We start from the raw sequence: 19821 nt of genomic DNA, 5'->3' as shown, positions 1-19821 counted from the left end.
CGCAGTTGATAGGCCTCTTGCGCCGTACGCCTTCGCACCGTCTCGTAACCGTTCAGCTGCCGGTGGCGCCTTCAAGGTGACCGTGCAGTTCGGGCGGCGTCACGCTCCGATTCGTGATCCTGTGCGGTGACCGTTGCGTGTGGCTCCCGATACGGCGAGCCGAAGCGAATGCGGACGCGGGAGGCGGTGGTGGTTGCGAACGATGACAAGTGTCTTGTCGATTGCACCAGACCACTTGAGTTTCTTGCTACCCCGGATCTGGTGTTGCCGATAGTGAAGTAGGGCGCACTCAGGCGGCCTCCTCTGCTGAAAGCGAATGTGCGATGGCTGCTCCGAAGATAAAGTCGATGACCGCGACGAAGTCCGTCCCTGCGATGACTACGCCCGAGGAACGCGCGGCTGACCTGCGCGACGCGGAGGCCGCGCTGACAGCAGCGGGGATCAGCCTTTACGAGGCCGGCCAGTCCGGCGAGTTCGCCCGCATCGTCCTGGGCGCCGCCGGCTTCATTCCTGGCATCGCCGGTAACCCCGGCCAGTTTCCCTTCGTCCTTCGACTTTCAGGCGGAAGTGCGGCTACCGACTCGATGGCTGCTGCTCGCGATCGTTCACATCTCGGCAAGCTGATGGCCAGAATCTCCAAAGGCTGGACTGATACCTCAGTTCTTGGAGACCAGCAGTTCATGCTTTCCCTCTCAGTCGACTCAGCAGTCGACGGCGCGATCGCGCTCGCTGGCCTGGCGGCAAAGCGGGCAGAGGGTCCTAAGAACCGTATCCTCGCTTCTTTGCGCACGACGAAGTCGGCAGTGGCACCGAGCCGCGTTAGCGGTGTCGAATGGACACACACAGCGGGCGTATTCGCACAATTCACCAGGATCACCGTTAGCGAGCTGGCCGGCATTGGCGTCATGCTAGACGAGGCTTCGCTTGTCAAAGACCCGAGGAGCCTGCTGGCCTATGACATCCGCACGGAGGGCAGTATGAGGGCCAATGCGATCCGTGACAGTTTCAACCGTGGGGCTACCACTGAGAGAATCATCGAAGCATTCGAAAAGGCAGGTTGGCTTATCGGCCAGCCCCTTGAGGGTGGCCGAGTGCCTATCGTGCCCCGCGGAGGTGACGTCAGCGTCGGATACAGTGTGGCTGTAGGCGGTGGCAACTTTCCTTGTGACTCAGTAGTAGTCGGGACGCACGCTGCCGATGCAACGGAAGATGCTATCGCACGCGCTATCTCGACTTCCGGCGGGTTGCAGATGGACCGTATCTACCGCGGCTTCGATGCGATCAATTTCCTCGAGCACGGACCGGATAGCGAGGATGGTGTCGGGGTCGAAGCTTGCGCGGAAGCCCTACTCGAAGCAGGTGAAGCAACGATCGCCACCGTAATCCTGCGCGCTGGTGAGAAGGTTTACATCGACATTGCCGACGAAACCGACTCGATCGTCATCCAGTACGTCGATGCGATCGCCAACGCCAGATGCGCATGGGACGAGAGCTTGCCGCTAGCGATGCAGCTTGACGCCAACGGCCTCGGTCTCCTGACGGGCGTGATTTCGATGACGCCTACCGGAACCATCCACCATTGGAATGGTGACATTGACGGACTCATGGCCGCGGCCGCCCAGCTCTGCTCCTACTACAAGGACCCCGAACTCGGCATCGGCGGACAGAAGCGGATCAACACCGTAATGCACACGATCCCCGAGTCCATCCGGAAGCAGGTCGCATTCAAGTTGATGGAGCGTGCGCTGCCGATCGTCTCGTATGTTGGCGCCGGTGAGCCCGTCCTCACACCCACGGGTGTCGTATGGCACCACGGATTCGACCGCAAACGCAAAGCTCTCGTCGCAATACCGGAGCGCGACCGCGCTGCTTTCAACCAGGCGTTCGCAAACTTTCCGGAATGCCCGACTCAGGAGCAGGCGCAGGCTTCTTTCGAGCGTCTGCAACTCGAGCTCCTATCTGACTTCTGCTTCGAATCAGATGGTGACATGGCGCGCGCGTTCGGACTGCTGATCGGCGGCCTGTCGCGTCGACTCATCACATCGATCCCGTTCTATGCAGCTACCGCAGGCCAGGTCGCAAGCGGCAAGAGCGCAATTCTTGCGATGATTCGTATGCTCTGTCAGGGCAACGTCTCGGCTACCCGATGGCGCGGCGGCAAGCACGAAGAGGAAGACACGAAGGCGGAAACCGCCGCCGTTCTCTGCGGCAACGGCGTGGCCTGGATGCATAACGACGAGGCTGGCGCTGTGATCACATCGGACATGGTTACCAGGTCGGTCACATCTGTTGACAACGAACAGGCCGGGCGCATCCTGAACGTCTCGGCGACTACGAAGCTGTTCGGCCAAATCTTCACGGCGGCCTCGAACTTCACCGAAGTGGCCGGAGAGCTTCCTCGCCGGACTAGGTGGCTGCGGCTCGCATACCTCGGCGCTGGCCGGGCAGTGGACCGCAAGATCTGGCGCCACACCGACCTGCAGGCGTATGTCAGGACGGAACGACCGAACCTTCTGCGGGATGCGTTTGTCGTGCTCACGTTCGGTCTGCTGAACTACACCGCCGATGTGGCGGCGGCCACCGGAACTGGTGGGTTCTCGTCCAACTGGGGCCAGGTCGTTCTCGGCTCACTCCACCACATCACTTGGAACGGTGTTGACCTGGCTACTCTTCACGAGGACGGAAATGCAGCGACCATGGCTAGCGATCGCCTCTCGGACGTGTGGGCTGGCATGGCATCGAACTTGTGGGAGCCTGAGCGCGGGGGAGCCGATGACGGCTTCGGACATTCGCCGTTGGGCTACCAAGGACTCTTCCGAGTACCCGCTGCCGTTTGCCCTTGCCAACATCGCTCACGGTGCCTCGAAGATCATGGACCGCTCGTGGACCAGTGTCCTCAAGAAGCAGCACGCGGCGGTCTATTCGATCGACGGTGTCGTCTTCAAGATGGAGGTCATCGCACCGATGAAGGGCCGGGCCACGATGTACCAGTTGCGCAAGGAATCGGAGGAGGGCCTGGCGATCAAGCCGACGAAGCCGGCCGCCGCGAAGCTCGACGAAACCGCGGACCTGGTCCGCGCATACACTCGGCAGGATTTCTAATGGTCATTGCGAAGATCAGGTCAACGGCGGACACGTTCGAGGTTCGCCCATGGCTACGCAAGGCATTGTCCCCGACGATCGGCCTGGCCGTCTCCACGGCCGGCGTACTGACGATCGCTACGGGTGACGGCACGGGTTGGTCAGTAGACCTGCGGAATACCGAGGCTGCGACCGCCATTTGCACTGCGTTGGGTGGCAGTGGGCGGCTTGCCTGGGCTGAGCGCGGTACCCGCAGTGCCTTGGTGATCGCTCGGGCACTGGACGTCCCAGTGGCGAGGCTTGACTGGATCTGCTGCCTAGAGGTTCTGAGCGCTGTGCTCGAGCCGAAGACGAAGCTGAAGTCGGCGTCGGTCGAGGATGACGTCGACGCCGAGCCGGCGGTGGCAACGAACCGTCTGCGCAGCGCTCTGGCAATTGCCAGGGACGTTGAGCGTATGGAGGGGGTCCACCCGTTGGCCGCGCGTCAGCTGGCGAAGCGCTCCGTCCGCGTTGACCGTATGTTCCGTCCGGCACAGGAGCGCGGCTGGGAGCTCGACCTCGATCTGGTGAACGCCGAACTGCTCAGGACGGGCGCTGAGCGCGCGCGGATGGAGGCGGACGCCGGTCTTGACCTTCTCCGTGACAATCCGGCGACGCACGCCTGGCTCGCGAAGAACCACATCCATCTCACCGACAAGGACGGGAAGCCGTCGCTCAGCCGTTTTGATTTTAAGCGGGCCGTGGTAGAGCCAGGACACGAAGCAGCATGGACGACGTACCGTGCCGCCCGGTCGCTCAAAGGCTCTATCGGCGTCCTAAAAGCTGCGGCGAGGACGAACGTTGACGGTGTGGTTCGTACGGACATCCACGTGCACGGCGCAGCTACCGGTCGTATGACAACGACCGGTTCGGAGTCCTTCCAGATGAACTTGCTGAACGTCCCGAAGAAGATCCGTGGGATCCTGCAGGCGCCGGAAGGAATGGTGCTTGTCAGCCTGGACTATTCCGCAGCAGAGATCCACATAGCTGCATCGCTCAGCAACGAACGCGGCCTGATTGCGTTGCTGGCCGCGGGTGTCGACCCGTACATGTGGCTCGGCGTCAAGAGTTTCGGACAGACCGCCATGGACTCAGATCCGGAAATGCGCGGTCGCCTAAAGACGACCATGATCAGCACTATCTATGGAATTGGGACAGCGTCCTTGTCCGCAGCGCTCAACGTCGACAGGACAGCCGCTCAGGGGCTCATAGATGCTCTCCGGGCCGAGTGGCCCCGGCTGTTCCAGTTCATCGAAAGCGCGACGCAGGCGAGCTCCAGCGGTGTCCCGGCCTACAGCGCAAGCGGTCGACCGATCCCCGCAATCACCGACGGTCGGCACTTCACAAGGATGAACCATTTGTGCCAGAGCGCCGGAGCGGACTACTTGTATATGGGTATCACGAAGGTCGCGGAGGTCCTCGGCGCGGACGCAATCTGGCTTGCCGTCCATGACGAAATCGTGATCTGCGTTGCGCCCGCTGAAGCCGAGAACGCCGCTCGTATCCTCAAAGTATGCATGACCTTCGATCTGCCAAATGGCGTGACACTCACCGGTGTCGCAAGCATCGGCGGCCGATCCTGGGCCAAGTGATTGCTACCCCGGATCTGGTGCGGCCCTTAGCAAGGAGAGGGTCAAAGGCCACTCGGCACAACCCGAACTGGACCCTTGAACCGCTCCGGAGGATCGAGAACACCATGAGTACGTACAACGGCGACCTCGACGAGCAAATTGCTGATGAACAATGTATTAACTTGAGCGCCGCAAGCGCCCCGTACACACAGGAAACGAGCGACTCTTACGTCGAGTGGTTCACATTCAGTGAGAGGGCGCGCAGCCAGCCCAGCCTGAGCCCGGCCGAAGAAATCAAAGCCACCCGCCAGCGCATGCATGACCGCAAGGAAGCGAACAAGATCGGCGAAGCAGCGGCCAATATGCTCGAATCCTGCTACCGGGTCCTACGCGAGCACCGCCAGGGCCGACCGATGCGATCATCTGACCGAATCCGGCCAAGGTGTTCGCGGCATTCCGGAAGGCTATGCATCCGAGCAGCGGCTGATCGCCGAGCATTGGCTGGCCGAGCAGGAAACCATCCGCATATTCGACGAGCGGGCGACCGCCGCCTGGCTCGCAACCGCGTAACCCAAAAAACCACAGACCGTAAAGGACCAAGAAAATGAATACCCAAAGGACGCCGGAGGAAATCACGCTCAACTGGGCGGATGCCACCCAGACCCGGCTCGTCACCGCAGCAGAAGCAGAAGCAGAAGCAGAAGCAGAAGCAGAAGAAGAAGCTGAGTCGGACGGTCCGCTGGATCGCACGGGGAGCGTGCCCGATCAAGAGGACGTCCCCGAGGCTCTACTCCGTGGTATCAACGGGCACGGTGTGGCCCCGAAGCCGGGTAGCCCGGAAGCGTATGAATTCATGCTCGAGTGCTTCTTCGGCCTACCGGAGTCACTCGCCCGCAGCCGCGCCCAGGATCAGGCCGACCGCGACGAGTATCTAGCGAGCCGACCCGACCCTTCCACCACTCTCTCCGATCCGTCCTACTGGAACTAAGTAGAAACCACCAGTCAGTCGACCAGAAATCCCGAAAGGAATCATTATGACCGCCACCGTCACACATCTCCCGGCAACAACATTTAAGAAGTCCTACACCGATGCGATCGGCGATAAACTCCTCGCCTTGCAGCCTGCCTTCCACCAAGTCGCGAAAATTGGCCGGCTCCAGCAAACAGCGCTCGTTGACGTCGGCTGGTCCGAAGCCGCTGCGGAGCGCATCGCCGCCTCGTTCGTGGCCGAGTGGAGCGCTCTCCTTGTCCGTGGCGCGGCCAGTCTGGATCGATCACCGGCCCGGTAGCGGCCCAGAACCAATGGAAACGCCCTCGTTGCCTGTGCAACCAGGGCGTTTTGCGTTAGAACCGGGAGCGGAGGAGCTCGCGAAAAGTATCTCCTACCAAAATCGGCAACACCCTCCAGTTTTTGCGCATGCAGCCCCTTCTATGTGGTGAACCGGCAGTCAGGCGGTTCGCAAACAAAGGGCCCCTTGGACATGAGCACCACGGAGAACGCATCTTCACAGCGAGCCGGATTGGGATTCGATCACGTCGGCATCACTGGTCTGGTCGCAGCAATTGAAGCAACGCCGTGGAAGATCAGCCACCGGACTTGCGGCCGGACCGCGCACGCGTGCGTCGAGCGTCCCGGCTGGGACCGTGCCGAGGTAACCGCAGACCTCGAGGCACTACTCCGTGCCGCTTTCCTCAAGCCGTCTATCAGATTCGCCAGGACTTCCGCCGAGGTCAGCATCAATTTGAACACTGCCGTCGCCGTCGCCTGGGAGATCCTATGCGACGTAAAGGGCCGTGCAACACGCGAAAACCTCGCCGGCTACGTCCTGGATGAGGTGGATCACTTCTTGCGGACCGGTCGCCGGTCACAGGTGAAAATGTGCTCGGACGCCACGGCTAGGTCGGAGGCCTTGTCAGGTGTGCACGTCGGGTCGAGCGATGTTGAGGGTGCCGCTGAGACTGCTGACACCGACGAGATGTGCGTTGTCCCCGGCTCCGACGCACACTTCGCGGAGTTCGCAGAGACGGCGCCGGTCAACATGAACGCGCCGGCCGACCCCGCAGCGACAGCAGCCGTCGCCGAGATCATGTCGGCGAACGCAAAGGCCCTCGACGACGCACGGGCGACGTTCGCCGCAGCCGGCGTCAGCAGTGAGCAGCTCTCCGCCACGATGGGCTGGATGGCATGGGAGCTCACGACTACCGGCGTAGGTAGCAAAGACAGGCTGGCGGCCGCACGTGCAGCTGGCGACGAAGCCGCGTACGCCGCGGCGATCGCCGTCACCGCAGACTCGCTGGCGCGCGCCACACGAACCAAAGGGAACCGGGTCGCAGAGGATCTTGGAATGAGCACCGACAAACTCGGCGCCACCATCAAAATCCTGCTCGGCGGAACCAACAAGGAGACCGGTCGGCCGGCGGTCGTCTACCCAGGACTTTTCACAGCCGGCGCGGACTGGAAGGGCCTGAACCACATGAAGCGGGCCATCACGAAGCTTCGCGCGGCATAGAGGCAACATGCGTATTCTGGGCGGCTCGCTCATCTACCCGATGGCCGAGCCGCCTTTCTCTTTGTCTGTGCACAGCTGCGTCAGTCCTCTCCTTCTGCGTCCATAGGATGGGAGTCATAGTCATCGAATCAATTGTTAGAGGGGTATCAAGTGCCAACGAAATACGAGATCCTGGCGTCACTGATCGATTCGGAGGCTAGGGAGATCGGAGACGCGTCGGGGTATCACCACGCGCTCGTCGGAGTGCTGCGCGATCTGCACGATTGGGAAGCGGGTAAATCTCCTGAAAAGGATCTTGCAGCTGCCATCTACAACCGGCTCGCTTCAGTCGTCGACGTTGATTCCTTCGACGACGCCGAACCAAAACTGGCCCCTGGAGAGATCGATCCTGTGACCGGTCGTTACAACCCGGAAGAGGGTTAGCCCCGGCGGCACTGCGGCTGCCATCCAGCCCGACCAAGACACTGCCTGGTCGGGCTTCTTCATGCCTCCGAGCTCAGCCCGAGCCCAGCCCGAGCTCTTCGGTTCCGAGCCACACCTCATCCCCGCGCAACTCAACACCCGCTGCCCACGCCTCATCCACCGGCAGTTTGGCCGGCTCGCTGTCCTTCGCGCTCTCCATATCGGTCAGGGTACCCGCGGACGGAGCTTTGTGATGGTTCGTACGATCCCGAGCTCCGTGTCACCGACATTGCCGACGCCGTGAAGGATGCCGGGCGCGCCGATGGTGAGGCTTAGATCGTTGATCGGTCCGCCTGGCCACTCGGATTCCGAGTCTTGGTCGTCGTCATCATCTGAGACTTCGCGGAGCAGCCAGGCGACTAGTGCATGCGGACCGGCGATCTCGACAATGGCGATCGTGCCTGCGCCGGTCGCAGTGTAGATGCCGGGTGTGGATGTGCTTGTGAGTTCGTCCATGCCGGGCACATGCGCGGTACTGCCACGGTCAGGGTACCCGCCATTCCGGCCGGATCTCCGGCATGGGCTCTGCGTCGATCCAAAGGACAGGTGCCGAGGTCTCGCCGCCGGAGCCTGTCTGGTCGTCCGGGTCGCGATACTCCCACCACGCCAGGAACCCAACTTTTAGCTCGAACCTGCCGGCGTACTGCATCCGGCCATCAGTGATCAGGTGAGGGCCGGCGCTGCCACGGGCGACCGAGCGGCCCAACCGGATCGAGCCGTTCACGTAGAGCCGTACGACCACTAATTCATTTTCGGTGACTGCCGTGTAACGCACGCCCCTTTGGCTGGACAGGTCCACGAGCCGAGGACCGAGGCCGTCGTCCATCATGGCATCGGCCCGAACGGCGGTCCGGGCAGCTGCTCGACCGCCAGCACGACGCCGCCGGTGAAGTGGACGGCTCGGTCGACGTCCACGAAGTCGATCAGTGCAGGAGCACCCGCCTCCAGCCGGACCCCGGCGCATGGCGCGTAAGGAATGCCTTCGGCCGGTGAGGCCATAGCCCGACCGGTGACGATGTGCCGGGCGTAGAGAATCACCTAGCGGGTGGTGGTGATACGGAATAGCGATAGTTGCATCAAGTCGTGTGTGGTGGGCATACAACCCACATGCGCGGGGACATTCTGACTATGGCAGGGTTATTTGGACCCACCAGGGCAATCTAAGCGGGACCCACTTCGGCTGTTGCGGGGTGTCCGAGGCAACCTGGGCCGGACCCACCTACACCGTTGTTGCAACGTGTTTTCGTTGCTCAAGGTGGAGGTTTCGGATGGAGTCTCGGGTGGAGTTGTTCGCGCGGATCCGACGTGATGCGCGCGTGGAGGGCCTCTCGATTAGAGAGCTGGCCCGGAGACACGGCGTCGGCCGGCCGACGGTCCGTCAGGCCCTCGCGCAGGCGGAACCGCCGGCCCGGAAATCGCGGGTCCGTTCGGCGCCGCGTTTGGACGCGTTCAAGGCAGCGATCGACGAGATGCTCGGCCAGGATCTCGACGGTCCGAGGAAGCAGCGCCACACGGCGAGACGGATTTTCGTCCGCCTCGCGGAGGAGCACGGCGCGACCGAGTTGTCCTACTCAACGGTCCGTGACTACGTCCGTCGACGCCGCCCGGAGATCAATATCGAGGCGGGCCGACTGCCGGAGGTGTTTATCCCGCAAGAGCACGCACCGGGCGCCGAGGCGGAGGTCGACTTCGGTGAGGTCTGGGTGGTGCTGGCTGGGGTGAGGACGAAGTGCCAAATGTTCGCCTTCCGCCTCTCGCACTCCGGGAAGGCGATCCACCGGATCTATCCAACCCAGGCGCAGGAAGCGTTTCTCGAGGGTCACATCGATGCGTTCGCGGACATCGGCGGCATCCCGACCCGGCACATTCGCTATGACAACCTCACTGACGCCGTCGTGAAGGTCATCTACGGCACCGGGAGGCAGCGCACCGAGAATCAACGCTGGCTGCTCTTCCGCTCGCACTATGGATTCGACGCGTTCTACTGCCACCCGGGTAATGAGGGCGCTCATGAGAAGGGCGGCATTGAGGGCGTCGGCCGGTTCCGCCGCACCCACCTGTCTCCGATGCCGGTGGTCGATTCCCTCGCGGAGCCTGAATCAGAAGGTCCGTCAGTGGGACCTCGATGATGAGGACCGCAGGATCGGTGATCGCCTCCGCACCGTCGCTCAGGACTTCGCCCTCGAACGGCAGTTGCTTGCGCCGATTACCGCGGAACGGTTCGAGCCGGGCCTGTCGCTGACGCCGCGGGTGAGCCGGTCGAGCCTCGTTCGTGTGCGAATGGCGTCCTACTCCGTTCCGGCGCGTTACATTGGCCGGCCCGTCCGGGTATCGCTGCGCGCGTCGGAGGTGGTCGTCTTCGATGGCCGCACCGAGATCGCCCGGCACCCTCGGGTGGTGACGATGCACGGGCAGAGCGTGAACCTCGACCACTACCTCGAGGTTCTCCAGCACAAGCCCGGCGCTCTTCCCGGGTCGACCGCCCTTGCGCACGCGCGAGCGACGGGAGAGTTCACGGCTGCTCACGAGGCGTTCTGGGCGGCGGCACGAAAGACCGATGGTGATGCCGGCGGCACCCGCGCCCTGATCGACGTTCTGTTGTTGCATCGGTCGATGGCCGCGGAAGACGTGGTTGCGGGGATCACCGCAGCGCTCACGGTCGGCGCGGTTACCGCCGATGTCGTCGCGGTCGAGGCCCGCCGGCACGAAGCGTTGGGTGGGTCCCGGTTGGACCGTCCTCTCGTCGAACAAAGTCGTGGCCCCGAGCGACGGGTGGTCAGTCTTACCCAGCGTCGCCTCGCAGACCCCGCCGCGGTCATTGCCGGCCTTCCCGCCGACACCCGGCCGTTGCCATCGGTTGCCGCCTACGACCAGCTGTCGCACCTGCCGAACCGGCAACCAACCGAAAACGCAGCCACTGTTCAGAAGGGAACAGGATCTTGACCACCACGACGAGCATCACCACCACCCTCCGCAGACGGCGAGGTCTCACCGAGGAGGCCGCGAATGCCGCCATTGACCAGGCGTGTCGGCGGCTCCGGCTGCCGACGATTCGCGCCGTCGTCGAGGAAGCGACGGGCGTCGCGCAGAAGGAGCAGCTCAGCTACCAGGGCTTCCTTGCGGAGTTGCTGTTGGCGGAGTGCGACGACCGCGACCGGCGGTCCTCGGTCCGCCGGGTGAAAGCCGCTGGGTTCCCTCGGGAGAAGTGGCTCGGGGATTTCGACTTCGACGCCAATTCGAACATCAACCCCGCCACCATCAACACCCTGGCCACCGGCGACTGGGTCCGCCGAGGCCAACCGCTTTGCCTCATTGGCGACTCCGGCACCGGAAAGAGTCACCTACTCATCGCTCTCGGGACAGCCGCAGCCGAGAAAGGGTTTCGGGTCAAATACACGCTCGCCACTCGGCTCGTCAATGAACTCGTCGAGGCCGCCGACGAGAAGAACCTCGCCCGGACTATCGCCCGCTACGGGAGGGTCGACCTGCTGATGATCGACGAACTCGGCTACATGGAACTCGACCGCAGAGGCGCCGAACTCCTCTTCCAAGTCCTGACGGAACGGGAGGAGAACAACTCCATCGCGATCGCCTCGAATGAATCGTTCTCTGGCTGGACGAAGACATTCACGGACCCCAGGCTTTGCGCCGCGATTGTTGACCGACTGACATTCAAGGGCACCATCATCGAAACCGGGACCGATTCCTACCGGCTCGCGCACACGAAGCAGCTTCGAGCCTAAGCATTCCCACCAGAAGCTGCTCGCTTCGGAGAACCTCTTGCTACGATACGTCTGAACAATTAATCAGACGTGGAGAGTCCGTGGATACCGAAGCAACCGTCATCGACGCCTGCGACCTGAAAATGGTCGACCCGGACAAGGTCGCCGCCGTCCGGAAAAGCCTGCCGGAGGCGGAGGACGTCGTCGAGCTGGCGGACGTGTTCTCCCTCCTGGGAGATCCCGGCCGGTTGCGTCTTCTGATGTCGCTGCTCGAAGGCGGGGAAATGTGTGTCTGTGACCTGGCCGCGACGACCCTGATGAGCGAGAGTTCCGTCAGCCACGCACTGCGCCTGCTTCGCGCGCACCGGGTCGTGTCGGTCTCTCGCCGCGGACGGATGGCCTACTACCGGCTCGATGACGGCCATGTCCGCATGCTGCTCGACCTCGGTCTCACCCACACCGGCCACACCATCGCCATGCACCTTGAAAACACCGAACCCGAAACGGGCGACCAGTGAGCCACGACCACGCAGAGTCCCACACCCACGGAGCCGCCCCCGACGCGAACACTCGCTACCTCTTCATCGCTTTAGCGCTGATCGTCGGGTTCATGATCGTCGAAGTCACTGTCGCCATCATCTCCGGCTCCCTCGCTCTACTCTCAGATGCCGGGCACATGCTCACAGACGCCGCCGCGATCGCCGGTTCCCTCGTCGCCATCCGGTTGGCCGCCAAACCGTCGAGCGCCAGGTGGACGTTTGGCTTCAAACGCGCCGAGATCCTCTCGGCCGCAGTCAATGGGATCACCCTCGTCGTCATCAGCGGCATCGTCGCCGTCGAAGCCATCCGCCGACTTCTTGACCCGCCCAAGGTCGAGGGCGGCCCGGTCCTTTTCGTCGCCCTCCTTGGGGTCGCCGTGAACCTCGTCGCGGTCTGGGTCCTGGCGAAAGCGAACCGGACGAGCCTGAACGTCGAAGGGTCCTTCCAACACATCCTCACCGACCTCTATGGGTTCATCGCCACCGTCATTGCCGGGATCGTGATCCTTCTCACCGGGTTCACCCGCGCCGACTCCATCGCCTCGTTGATCGTCGTCGTGCTGATGCTCCACGCGGCCTGGGGGCTACTGAAAGACTCCGGACGGATACTCCTCGAAGGCACCCCCGAGGGAATGGACCTCGCCGCCATCCGAGGCCACCTGCTCGAGCCCGACCACGTCCTCGCCATTCATGACCTGCACGCCTGGACCGTCACCTCAGGGCTGCCCGCGTTGTCCGCCCACGTCACTTTGGCCGACGAATGTTTCCACGACGGCCACGCACCCAAGGTTCTGGACGAGCTGCAGGCCTGCCTTGTCGGGCACTTCGACGTCGAACACAGCACCTTCCAGTTCGAACCCGCCACCCACGCCGCCCACGAAACCGGAACAGACCACCAATGACCAGCATCAACGCGGCCGACGCGCCATCCGTCAGAACCCTGACCCTCCGCCGCCGAATCCGCTGGATCGTCGCGGCCACCATCACCTACAACGCCATCGAAGCGGTCGTCGCGATCACCGCCGGCAGCATCGCCTCCTCCGCAGCCCTCGTCGGGTTCGGCCTCGACTCCATCGTCGAAGTCCTCTCCGCTGCCGCGATCGCCTGGCAATTCACCGCCCGCGACCCTGAATCGCGCGAGAAAACAGCGCTCCGTGTCATCGCGATCTCGTTCTTCGCCCTGGCCATCTACGTCACCATCGACGCCGCACTCTCCCTCACCGGCGTCCACACCGTCGAGCACAGCACCATTGGGATCATCCTCACTGCCCTCAGCCTGGTCATCATGCCAGCCCTCTCGCTTGCCGAGCGACGCACCGGCCAACAACTTGGCTCGGCCTCGGCGATCGCCGACTCGAAGCAGATCCTGATCTGCGCCTACCTCTCCGGCGCCGTCCTCATTGGCTTGCTTCTCAACACCCTGTTCGGCTGGAGCCTGGGCCGACCCCATCGCCGCACTTGTCGTAGTCATCTTCGCCGTCAAAGAAGGCATCGAAGCCTGGAAAGGCGACTCCTGCACAGTTCCCGTCTCGGTCCTCACCGGCGAACGCGAAGCCGACGACGACCACTAGACGGCGACCTACCACGAGCACACCGCACAACCCAGAGCAGCAAAGGTGGGTCCGGCTTAGGTTGCCCCAGACACCCCGCAACAGCCGAAGTGGGTCCCGCTTAGATTGCCCTAGTGGGTCCGACTTGGGTTGACACAACCAACATTCCGGCCGTATTCGTTTCTAGGGACAAATACGGGACAAAAACCCAAAGGGTTTGAGCGGGTTTAGTAGGGTTCATGTCGTGGGTGGAGGCCTACAAGCCCAATGATTCATTGGGATACTGGGGGTTCTCGAGGGCTTGGCAGGGTCCACGCAGGACGCTGATTCTGGTTCAGTTGTTCTTGGTTCGAGTCCAGGTACCCCAGCTTTAAACCCCTGAGTTTCCCACGGAGCCTCAGGGGTTCTTTTTTGCCTCCGGTGGTCGTCTCAGACAGGTCTCGGCCTGCGGAGCAGCCTTTCCCCGCAGCAGTCACTGTCACCGGGACTTCGGATGGCTCTTCTTCGTGGGCTTCGTGGCCGGCTTCGTCAGATGTACTGCCACGGCGACTGCGGCCCAGAGGTCCTCGTAGGCGCGGGCGGCAATCGTGTTCGGGGCGAAGGCTGCGACCGGCGCGCGTGCGGCACCCATCCGTTCGACCACGACGGTCGCGGGCACGCTGATCGCGAGCACCTCCGGTCGGGCGTCGTGCATTGAATCGGCTGCTGCCCGGTGCCCGGTTTTACGCCGATCGACCATGGTGAGGAAGGCCAGGATGGGCGTGGACTTCGCGGACTCCGTGACGATCGAGACCACCTGGTCGAGCGATCGCAGCGAGAGCGGGGACGGGACCAGTGGAACGATCACCACATCGGCTGCGCGCAGGGCGTTCTCCGCGACGAGGGACGATCCCGGAGGGCAGTCGAGCACGACGACGTCATAGTCCTTGGCCACCGACTCGAGGATGCGCGCGAGGCGGTGGGTCGACTTCTTGGCCGCGTCGAGGACGAGGTCGAGGTCACGGTAGCTCTCATCGGCGGGCAGCACGTCGAGGCGTTCGTATGCCGTGGCCTTGACGGATGCCGCTGCTCCAGTCTTGCCGCTGACGAGCGAGTTGACGCCGCCCTTGACCTTGGGCTTGACGTTGAGAACGAAGGTCGCGGCGCCCTGCGGGTCGAGGTCCCAGAGCAGGACACGCGAGTTCCGGGAGGCCTCCCACGCGAGGTTCACGGCCGTCGTCGTCTTGCCGACCCCACCCTTGGTGCTGTAGACCGTGATGACCTTCATCCTCCGATAGTACGGCGTTGTCATCGCGCCTCCCCCGGCCAGTGGGCGAGGCCTCAGAGCCTGCGCCGACCTGACCCGCACTTCGGCGGCAACCGAGGTGAGCGCAGCGGTGAACGCCTCGAGCTGCGCGGCGTCCAGCGCCGCGGTGGAGGCCGACAACATGTCGTTGAATTCGCGGTGGATCTCGCCCATGATGTCGTGTCCGTGGGGAGTCAGCTCCAGATAGAGACTGCGGCGATCACCGGGATGGTCGATCCGGTGGAGCAGGCCCATGTCGACCAGACGCCGAGAGATCGCCGTGACGGCTCCCGTGGTCATTCCGAGGTACGTGGCGAGGTCTTTCGGAGTGATGGACACCAGCCGTGCGATGCGGAAAAGCGCTCGGAGTTCCGTTCCTGACACGCCGGCGCGCTCGGCGATCCGGCGGCGGTTGCCGTCGAGCGCGCTCACGAATTCGGAAGCAGCAGCGGGAAAGCCACTGAGCGTGTGGGGGGTCCCTTCGGAGTGGTACATGTTTCCTCCGGCCTGCGCTGGAGCGAGCCTTGTCTTGTCACGACTGGTACATCTGATCTTAGCGAAATCAGGCGAGAAAACCGTTGACCATTTAGCTTACTTGCTATGTAATTGAAGATCTAAGTTATCTCCGGAACGCTGACCTTCTATGGAGCACGCCATGATTCCAGATATCCTCTCGCACGGACAGTACGAGACCGTCTACAACTTCCTGTCCCTCGTCATCGCCGCGCAGCTCTTCACTGCTGTCTTCCTCCTGATCGCCCTGCCTCGTATCCTGCCGCGGTACCGTCAGGCCATCACTGTGGCGATCGTGGTCTGCGGCATCGCCGCCTACCACTACTTCCGCATCTTTGACTCGTTCAAGGCGGCGTTCGTGACCGATGCCGTCGGCGGGACGGGAGACTATTCACAGGCGGCCGGCGCCGGCTTCAACGAGGGCTACCGCTACGTCGACTGGCTCCTCACCGTTCCGTTGCTCCTCGTCGAGCTCTCGTCGCGGTACTCGCCCTCGTGCGGTCCGTCCAGTCCGCGCTCCTGCGGAGGCTCGTTCCCGCCGCAGCGCTCATGATCATCCTCGGCTATCCGGGGGAGATCAGCGGCGACAATGGGCTTCGCGGACTGTTCGGCCTGCTGTCAACCATCCCGTTCGCCTACATCCTCTTCGTGCTCTTCGTGCAACTGAGTAAGTCCCTCGACCAGCAGCCGACCGGTGTCCGCAAGATCCTGAGCCAGCTGCGGTTCCTGCTCCTGCTCAGCTGGGGCGTCTACCCGATCGCGTACCTGCTGCCGCTGCTCAACATCTCCGGATCGGATGCCTGGGTCTTCAAGCAGGTCGGCTATTCCGTCGCCGATATTCTCGCCAAGGCGGTCTATGCGCTGATCATCTACCAGGTGGCACGGATCAAGTCCTTCGACGACGACCCCACATTCGCCGGAATCGAACTTTCGCGGGATGAGGTCGCAACCCGCTCCTGACTGCGTCCGCGGGACGGGTCGTGCGGTCGGCGGGGGAGTGCGCGATAGTGTACTAGTTGATCCCCATCAACCATTGGACATCTTCAGTGACGTCTTCAGCACTTCCCGTCCCGGTACCGGCCAGCCTGGACGACACGATCGTGATGTCCCCGGTGCGCCGGAACGTGGCGATGATTGCCGTGCTGATGTCGATGTTGATGACCAACATCGACACCTCCATCGTCAATGTCGCGCTTCCCCAGCTGGCGCACGACCTGGCCGTGAGGCCGGCGGATGCCGTCTGGGTCGCGACGGCCTTCCTGCTCGCGGTGTCCTGCTCCATTCCGGCGATGACGGGCCTCGCCGACCAGATCGGGCGCAGGAGGATGTTCCTGATCGGCACCCCTGCGTTCACGGTCGCCTCGCTGGCCTGCGCCCTCTCGCCGAGTTTCGGTGTGCTCGTGGCCAGCCGGGTGGTTCAAGGCGTCACCGCCGCGATGCTGTTCGCCGTCGCGATCCCGATCTACCGCCGCATCTTCCCGCCGGAACGCCTGGGATTCGTGCTCGGCATGAACGCCATGGTCGTCGCCCTCGGCATCTGTGCGGGGCCGACCCTCGGCGGCCTCATCCTCGCCCATCTGGACTGGCCGTGGCTCTTCCTGATCAACCTCCCGATCGGGGCCGTGGCAACCGTGCTCGGGAGCGTGTTCCTGCCGAGTCGGTTTCCCACGCGTGGGGGCTATGACCTGGCTGGCGCCCTTACGGCGGCCGCCGCGATCGCGTGCTTCCTGCTCGGCGTCCATCAGCTCGCCGACCCAACGACGCTCTGGATCGCCGGGTTCCTCCTGGTCGTGTGCGGGCTGCTGGCGACCGTGTTCGTGCTGATCGAACGGCGGGCGACCCGCCCGGTTCTGCCGCCGAGCCTGTTCAACGGGCGCGTCACACTCGCCGTCCTCACGGCCTTCTGGTCGTTCTTCGGTCAGGGCGCCGCCTTCATAGCGCTGCCCTTCCTGTTCCAGAGCGCCTATCACGCGAGCCCGCTCCAATCCGCCCTGCTGTTCACCCCCTGGCCGCTCCTCATCGTCATCATGTCGCCGCTCTCCGGTCGTCTCGCCGACAAGTACCCCGGCGGCACGCTCCCCGTGGTCGGCCTGACGGTCTTCACCTTCGGATTGCTCGCCCTGTCGCTCCTCGGCGGCCAGCCGCCGGTCTGGCTCGTGCTCGCGAGCACCGGCCTGACCGGGCTGGGCTTCGCCATCTTCCAGCCGCCGAACAATCGGGACATGATGGCGGCGACTCCCATCCGGCACGCGAGTGCGATGGCGGGGGTGATGAATGTGAACCGGACCCTGGCCCAGTCCATGGGCGCCGCCGCCGTGAGCATCGCCCTGGTGCTCGCAGGCGCGTCGTCCGTTTCACCGGCCCTCGAAGCGCAGGGAGCCATCAATGCCTTGTTCGTGGCCGTCGCGGGATCGGCCGTCGCCGTGGTCGTGAGCATCGTTAAGATGCGCCATCTCAAGAGCCACTAGCCGGAATCTGGGAGGATGAACAAACGTCCGGTACGACCGGCACCCTTTTTCTGAGTCAGGAACCTCAATGACCTTCGGCCAAGCGATTTCGTCCGTCTTCAGCAAGTACGGCCAGTTCACGGGAGTCGCCCGCCGCTCGGAGTACTGGTGGTGGGTGCTCTTCGTGACGATCGTCGACTTCGCATTGAGCACGCTCGACTCGACGATCAATCCCTCGTCGGCGTTCGGGTTGTTCTCCACGCTCTGGATCGTCGTCATCGTGCTGCCGTTCCTCGCGGTCGCGGTCCGGCGCCTGAGGGACGCGGGTCTTTCCTGGAAATGGCTCTGGTTCCTGTTGCTCCCGATCGTCGGCGTGATCATCCTGATCGTGTTGCTCTGCCGGCCGAGTAGATAGTCTCAGCGCCCCAGGGCGCTGGTGTCACCCCTGGGGCTGCGGGGCGCGCTTCGACCGGACGACGAGCACGGGGCACGCTGCGTGATGCACGAGCTGGTTGGACACCGACCCCATCAGGAGGCCCGTGAAGCCGCCGCGGCCCCGCGAGCCCACGACGAGGAGACTGGCGGATTCGGCGGCCTCCAGGAGCACGGTGACCGCACTGCCTCGCACGATGCGGCCTGTCGCGGTGAGGCCGGCATCGGCCGCGGTCTGGACGGCCTCAGCCTGGATGCGCTCGCAGACCTCTTTGAACGAGTCTTCTGGAACGATGTCTCCTGGGGTCCCCGCCATGATCGGGTACGACCACGTCGTCACAATGGTGAGCTCCGCGCTCCGCAGCTTCGCCTCGACGATCGCCCACTCGAGCGCCTTCAATGACTGCTCTGATCCATCCACGCCCACAACAATCTGAAACGCACCGGTGTCACTCATTGGATTCGTCCGCTCTCTCGGCAGGACGGCTCGCCCTGTGTGGCCATCATGCGACCGTTGCGTCGCGCGGTCAATGCGAGGTGCACCTGGCTGGCCGGCCGGTTGCGGAGAAAACACCTTCGTGGAGGCGGGAAAGGTGTTTTCTCCGCAACTCAGTGCGGAGTCGCGATGCCTACTTGCAGCCCTTGTTGGTGAGGCCGCTTCCGGCGCCGGAGGTCTTGCAGTGCACGACGTTGCCCGCGGTCGTCGAGGCGTTGTTGACCTCGTAGCCGGGGACGCCGCCGGTGACGGTGTTGGCGGCGAAATCGTTCCCGCCGCCCCACCCGGAGAGCACGGAGTGGACCTGGAAGGCGTCCTCGAGGGTTGAGGATCCGGAGTTGCCGGAGACGGCGTAGCCGTTGCCCTTCACGTCGACCCAGGAATCGGCCGAGTTGTCGCCGGAGTAGCCGGAGTGGCGGAAGGTGTTGCCGGTGATGCGTCCGCCGGTCGTGCCCTCCTTGATGTCGATCCCATCGGCGGCGTTGTCCTCGATCCGGTTGTTCTGGATCAGAACGTTGTCCGACTTGTCCGGGGAGGACGAGGAGCCCATGACTGAACTCCAGTTGCTGTTCGCGCTGCCGACGTAGACGCCTTCGCCGTAGCTCGAGGAGGTGAGGCCGGTGTCATGGACGTAGGAGTTCCGCAGAACCACGTTCGTGCTGCTGTGCCGCACATGCACACCCTCCTGGCCGATGTGCCCGACGTCGACGCTCGAGATGACCGTGTAGTCGGAATCGTCGAGCACGATGCCCTTGGCGGCCTTGTCGACCCGGAATCCCGTGAGGTTCCAATGCCCCCCGGTGACGTGCAGGGCGTAACCGGAACCGGTCGATCCGGTAGTGAGCACGGCGGCTCGCGAGCCGGTCAGGGTGATGGGCGCCGCACCGGTTCCGGCGGCCGAGGCCTCGAACTTGCCGGTGTAGGTGCCGTCGGTGAGATGGATGGTGTCGCCGGGCTTCGCGTTGCCGAGCGCTGTTTTCAATTGGGCGGATGTCGACACGTTCGTGACCGTCGCGGCATGGGCCGTGGCGGGGGCGAGGATGACCCCCGCCAGCGCGACGGCGCCGGTCAGGAGGGTGGCGGCGGCGATGCGACCCGGGGAGAGCCGTCGTTTGACGGGGGAGAGCGGGATTGTGTGGGATGAACGAGTGAATGAGTGGAGCACGAAATCAAC

General features: G+C 63.6%; 19 protein-coding genes and 2 pseudogenes. 15 read left to right on the top strand and 6 right to left on the bottom strand.

Annotated elements, in window-relative coordinates:
• Positions 1 to 347 precede the first annotated feature (347 nt).
• The 6 genes from KIV56_RS04745 to KIV56_RS04720 all read left to right on the top strand — a co-directional run bounded on the left by KIV56_RS04745 (position 348) and on the right by KIV56_RS04720 (position 7624).
• Positions 348 to 4712, top strand: coding sequence for a DNA polymerase (locus KIV56_RS04745; protein ID WP_281535342.1), 4365 nt, complete (start codon positions 348 to 350; stop codon positions 4710 to 4712).
• A 104-nt stretch (positions 4713 to 4816) separates the two neighbouring features.
• The gene (locus tag KIV56_RS04740) at positions 4817 to 5299 is read left to right on the top strand and encodes a hypothetical protein (RefSeq protein ID WP_281535341.1); all 483 of its coding nucleotides are present in this window, start codon (positions 4817 to 4819) and stop codon (positions 5297 to 5299) included.
• Positions 5296 to 5679: a hypothetical protein gene (locus KIV56_RS04735; RefSeq protein ID WP_281535340.1), complete on the top strand. Its 384-nt coding sequence runs from the start codon at positions 5296 to 5298 to the stop codon at positions 5677 to 5679. The genes KIV56_RS04740 and KIV56_RS04735 overlap by 4 nt, the downstream gene beginning before the upstream one ends.
• Before the next feature lie 46 nt (positions 5680 to 5725).
• Entirely contained in the window at positions 5726 to 5980 is a 255-nt protein-coding gene (locus KIV56_RS04730) for a hypothetical protein (RefSeq protein ID WP_281535339.1), read from the top strand.
• Positions 5981 to 6172: 192 nt separating this feature from the next.
• Positions 6173 to 7201: a hypothetical protein gene (locus KIV56_RS04725; protein WP_281535338.1), complete on the top strand. Its 1029-nt coding sequence runs from the start codon at positions 6173 to 6175 to the stop codon at positions 7199 to 7201.
• Positions 7202 to 7351: 150 nt separating this feature from the next.
• Positions 7352 to 7624, top strand: coding sequence for a hypothetical protein (locus KIV56_RS04720; RefSeq protein ID WP_281535337.1), 273 nt, complete (start codon positions 7352 to 7354; stop codon positions 7622 to 7624).
• 204 nt (positions 7625 to 7828) lie between these two features.
• On the opposite strand, the gene KIV56_RS04715 is transcribed toward KIV56_RS04720, so the two are convergent.
• The 3 genes from KIV56_RS04715 to KIV56_RS04705 are packed head-to-tail and all read right to left on the bottom strand — an operon-like array spanning position 7829 to position 8701.
• Complete coding sequence (locus tag KIV56_RS04715) at positions 7829 to 8119, bottom strand: hypothetical protein (protein ID WP_281535336.1); 291 nt, start codon at positions 8117 to 8119, stop codon at positions 7829 to 7831.
• A 28-nt stretch (positions 8120 to 8147) separates the two neighbouring features.
• A complete protein-coding gene (locus KIV56_RS04710) occupies positions 8148 to 8492 on the bottom strand; it encodes a hypothetical protein (RefSeq protein WP_281535335.1) in 345 nt (114 codons plus the stop codon).
• Entirely contained in the window at positions 8489 to 8701 is a 213-nt protein-coding gene (locus tag KIV56_RS04705; RefSeq protein ID WP_281535334.1) for a hypothetical protein, read from the bottom strand. The genes KIV56_RS04710 and KIV56_RS04705 overlap by 4 nt, the downstream gene beginning before the upstream one ends.
• 230 nt (positions 8702 to 8931) lie before the next feature.
• Here KIV56_RS04705 and istA point away from each other — a divergent pair.
• The 5 genes and pseudogenes from istA (at position 8932) to KIV56_RS04680 (ending at position 13495) form a co-directional block, all read left to right on the top strand.
• Positions 8932 to 10606: pseudogene (gene istA, locus KIV56_RS04700) on the top strand (IS21 family transposase).
• Positions 10600 to 11406: an IS21-like element helper ATPase IstB gene (gene istB / locus KIV56_RS04695; RefSeq protein WP_281536071.1), complete on the top strand. Its 807-nt coding sequence runs from the start codon at positions 10600 to 10602 to the stop codon at positions 11404 to 11406. Before istA ends, istB begins: the two are co-directional and overlap by 7 nt.
• Before the next feature lie 80 nt (positions 11407 to 11486).
• Positions 11487 to 11903 (top strand): ArsR/SmtB family transcription factor, encoded by a 417-nt coding sequence (locus tag KIV56_RS04690; protein WP_432432601.1) that lies wholly within the window; start codon positions 11487 to 11489, stop codon positions 11901 to 11903.
• Positions 11900 to 12826 carry a cation diffusion facilitator family transporter gene (locus tag KIV56_RS04685; protein ID WP_281535333.1) on the top strand — a complete coding sequence of 309 codons (927 nt, stop codon included), beginning with the start codon at positions 11900 to 11902 and terminating at the stop codon, positions 12824 to 12826. Before KIV56_RS04690 ends, KIV56_RS04685 begins: the two co-directional genes overlap by 4 nt.
• Positions 12823 to 13495, top strand: a pseudogene (locus KIV56_RS04680) (cation transporter). Before KIV56_RS04685 ends, KIV56_RS04680 begins: the two are co-directional and overlap by 4 nt.
• 457 nt (positions 13496 to 13952) lie before the next feature.
• Here the strand turns inward: KIV56_RS04680 and KIV56_RS04675 are convergent.
• The gene (locus KIV56_RS04675) at positions 13953 to 15254 is read right to left on the bottom strand and encodes an AAA family ATPase (protein ID WP_281535332.1); all 1302 of its coding nucleotides are present in this window, start codon (positions 15252 to 15254) and stop codon (positions 13953 to 13955) included.
• A 160-nt stretch (positions 15255 to 15414) separates the two neighbouring features.
• On the opposite strand from KIV56_RS04675, the gene KIV56_RS04670 reads away from it, so the two are divergent.
• The 4 genes from KIV56_RS04670 to KIV56_RS04655 all read left to right on the top strand — a co-directional run bounded on the left by KIV56_RS04670 (position 15415) and on the right by KIV56_RS04655 (position 18134).
• Positions 15415 to 15825: a bacteriorhodopsin gene (locus tag KIV56_RS04670; protein WP_281535331.1), complete on the top strand. Its 411-nt coding sequence runs from the start codon at positions 15415 to 15417 to the stop codon at positions 15823 to 15825.
• Positions 15768 to 16232 carry a bacteriorhodopsin gene (locus KIV56_RS04665; RefSeq protein WP_281535330.1) on the top strand — a complete coding sequence of 155 codons (465 nt, stop codon included), beginning with the start codon at positions 15768 to 15770 and terminating at the stop codon, positions 16230 to 16232. Before KIV56_RS04670 ends, KIV56_RS04665 begins: the two co-directional genes overlap by 58 nt.
• Before the next feature lie 86 nt (positions 16233 to 16318).
• Positions 16319 to 17740, top strand: coding sequence for an MFS transporter (locus KIV56_RS04660; RefSeq protein ID WP_281535329.1), 1422 nt, complete (start codon positions 16319 to 16321; stop codon positions 17738 to 17740).
• A 67-nt stretch (positions 17741 to 17807) separates the two neighbouring features.
• A complete protein-coding gene (locus tag KIV56_RS04655; protein ID WP_281535328.1) occupies positions 17808 to 18134 on the top strand; it encodes a DUF805 domain-containing protein in 327 nt (108 codons plus the stop codon).
• Positions 18135 to 18158: 24 nt separating this feature from the next.
• Here the strand turns inward: KIV56_RS04655 and KIV56_RS04650 are convergent, their stop codons facing one another.
• On the bottom strand, positions 18159 to 18572 hold the full coding sequence (locus KIV56_RS04650; RefSeq protein ID WP_348648461.1) for a universal stress protein: 414 nt from the start codon (positions 18570 to 18572) through the stop codon (positions 18159 to 18161).
• Between the two features lie 208 nt (positions 18573 to 18780).
• On the bottom strand, positions 18781 to 19812 hold the full coding sequence (locus tag KIV56_RS04645) for a right-handed parallel beta-helix repeat-containing protein (RefSeq protein ID WP_281535326.1): 1032 nt from the start codon (positions 19810 to 19812) through the stop codon (positions 18781 to 18783).
• Positions 19813 to 19821 lie beyond the last annotated feature (9 nt).

The sequence above is a fragment of the Cryobacterium breve genome (assembly GCF_027594785.1).
Lineage (GTDB): Bacteria > Actinomycetota > Actinomycetes > Actinomycetales > Microbacteriaceae > Cryobacterium > Cryobacterium breve_A.
The sequence above is the reverse complement of the archived record's forward strand: the minus strand, read 5'-3'. Positions and strand labels throughout refer to the sequence as shown.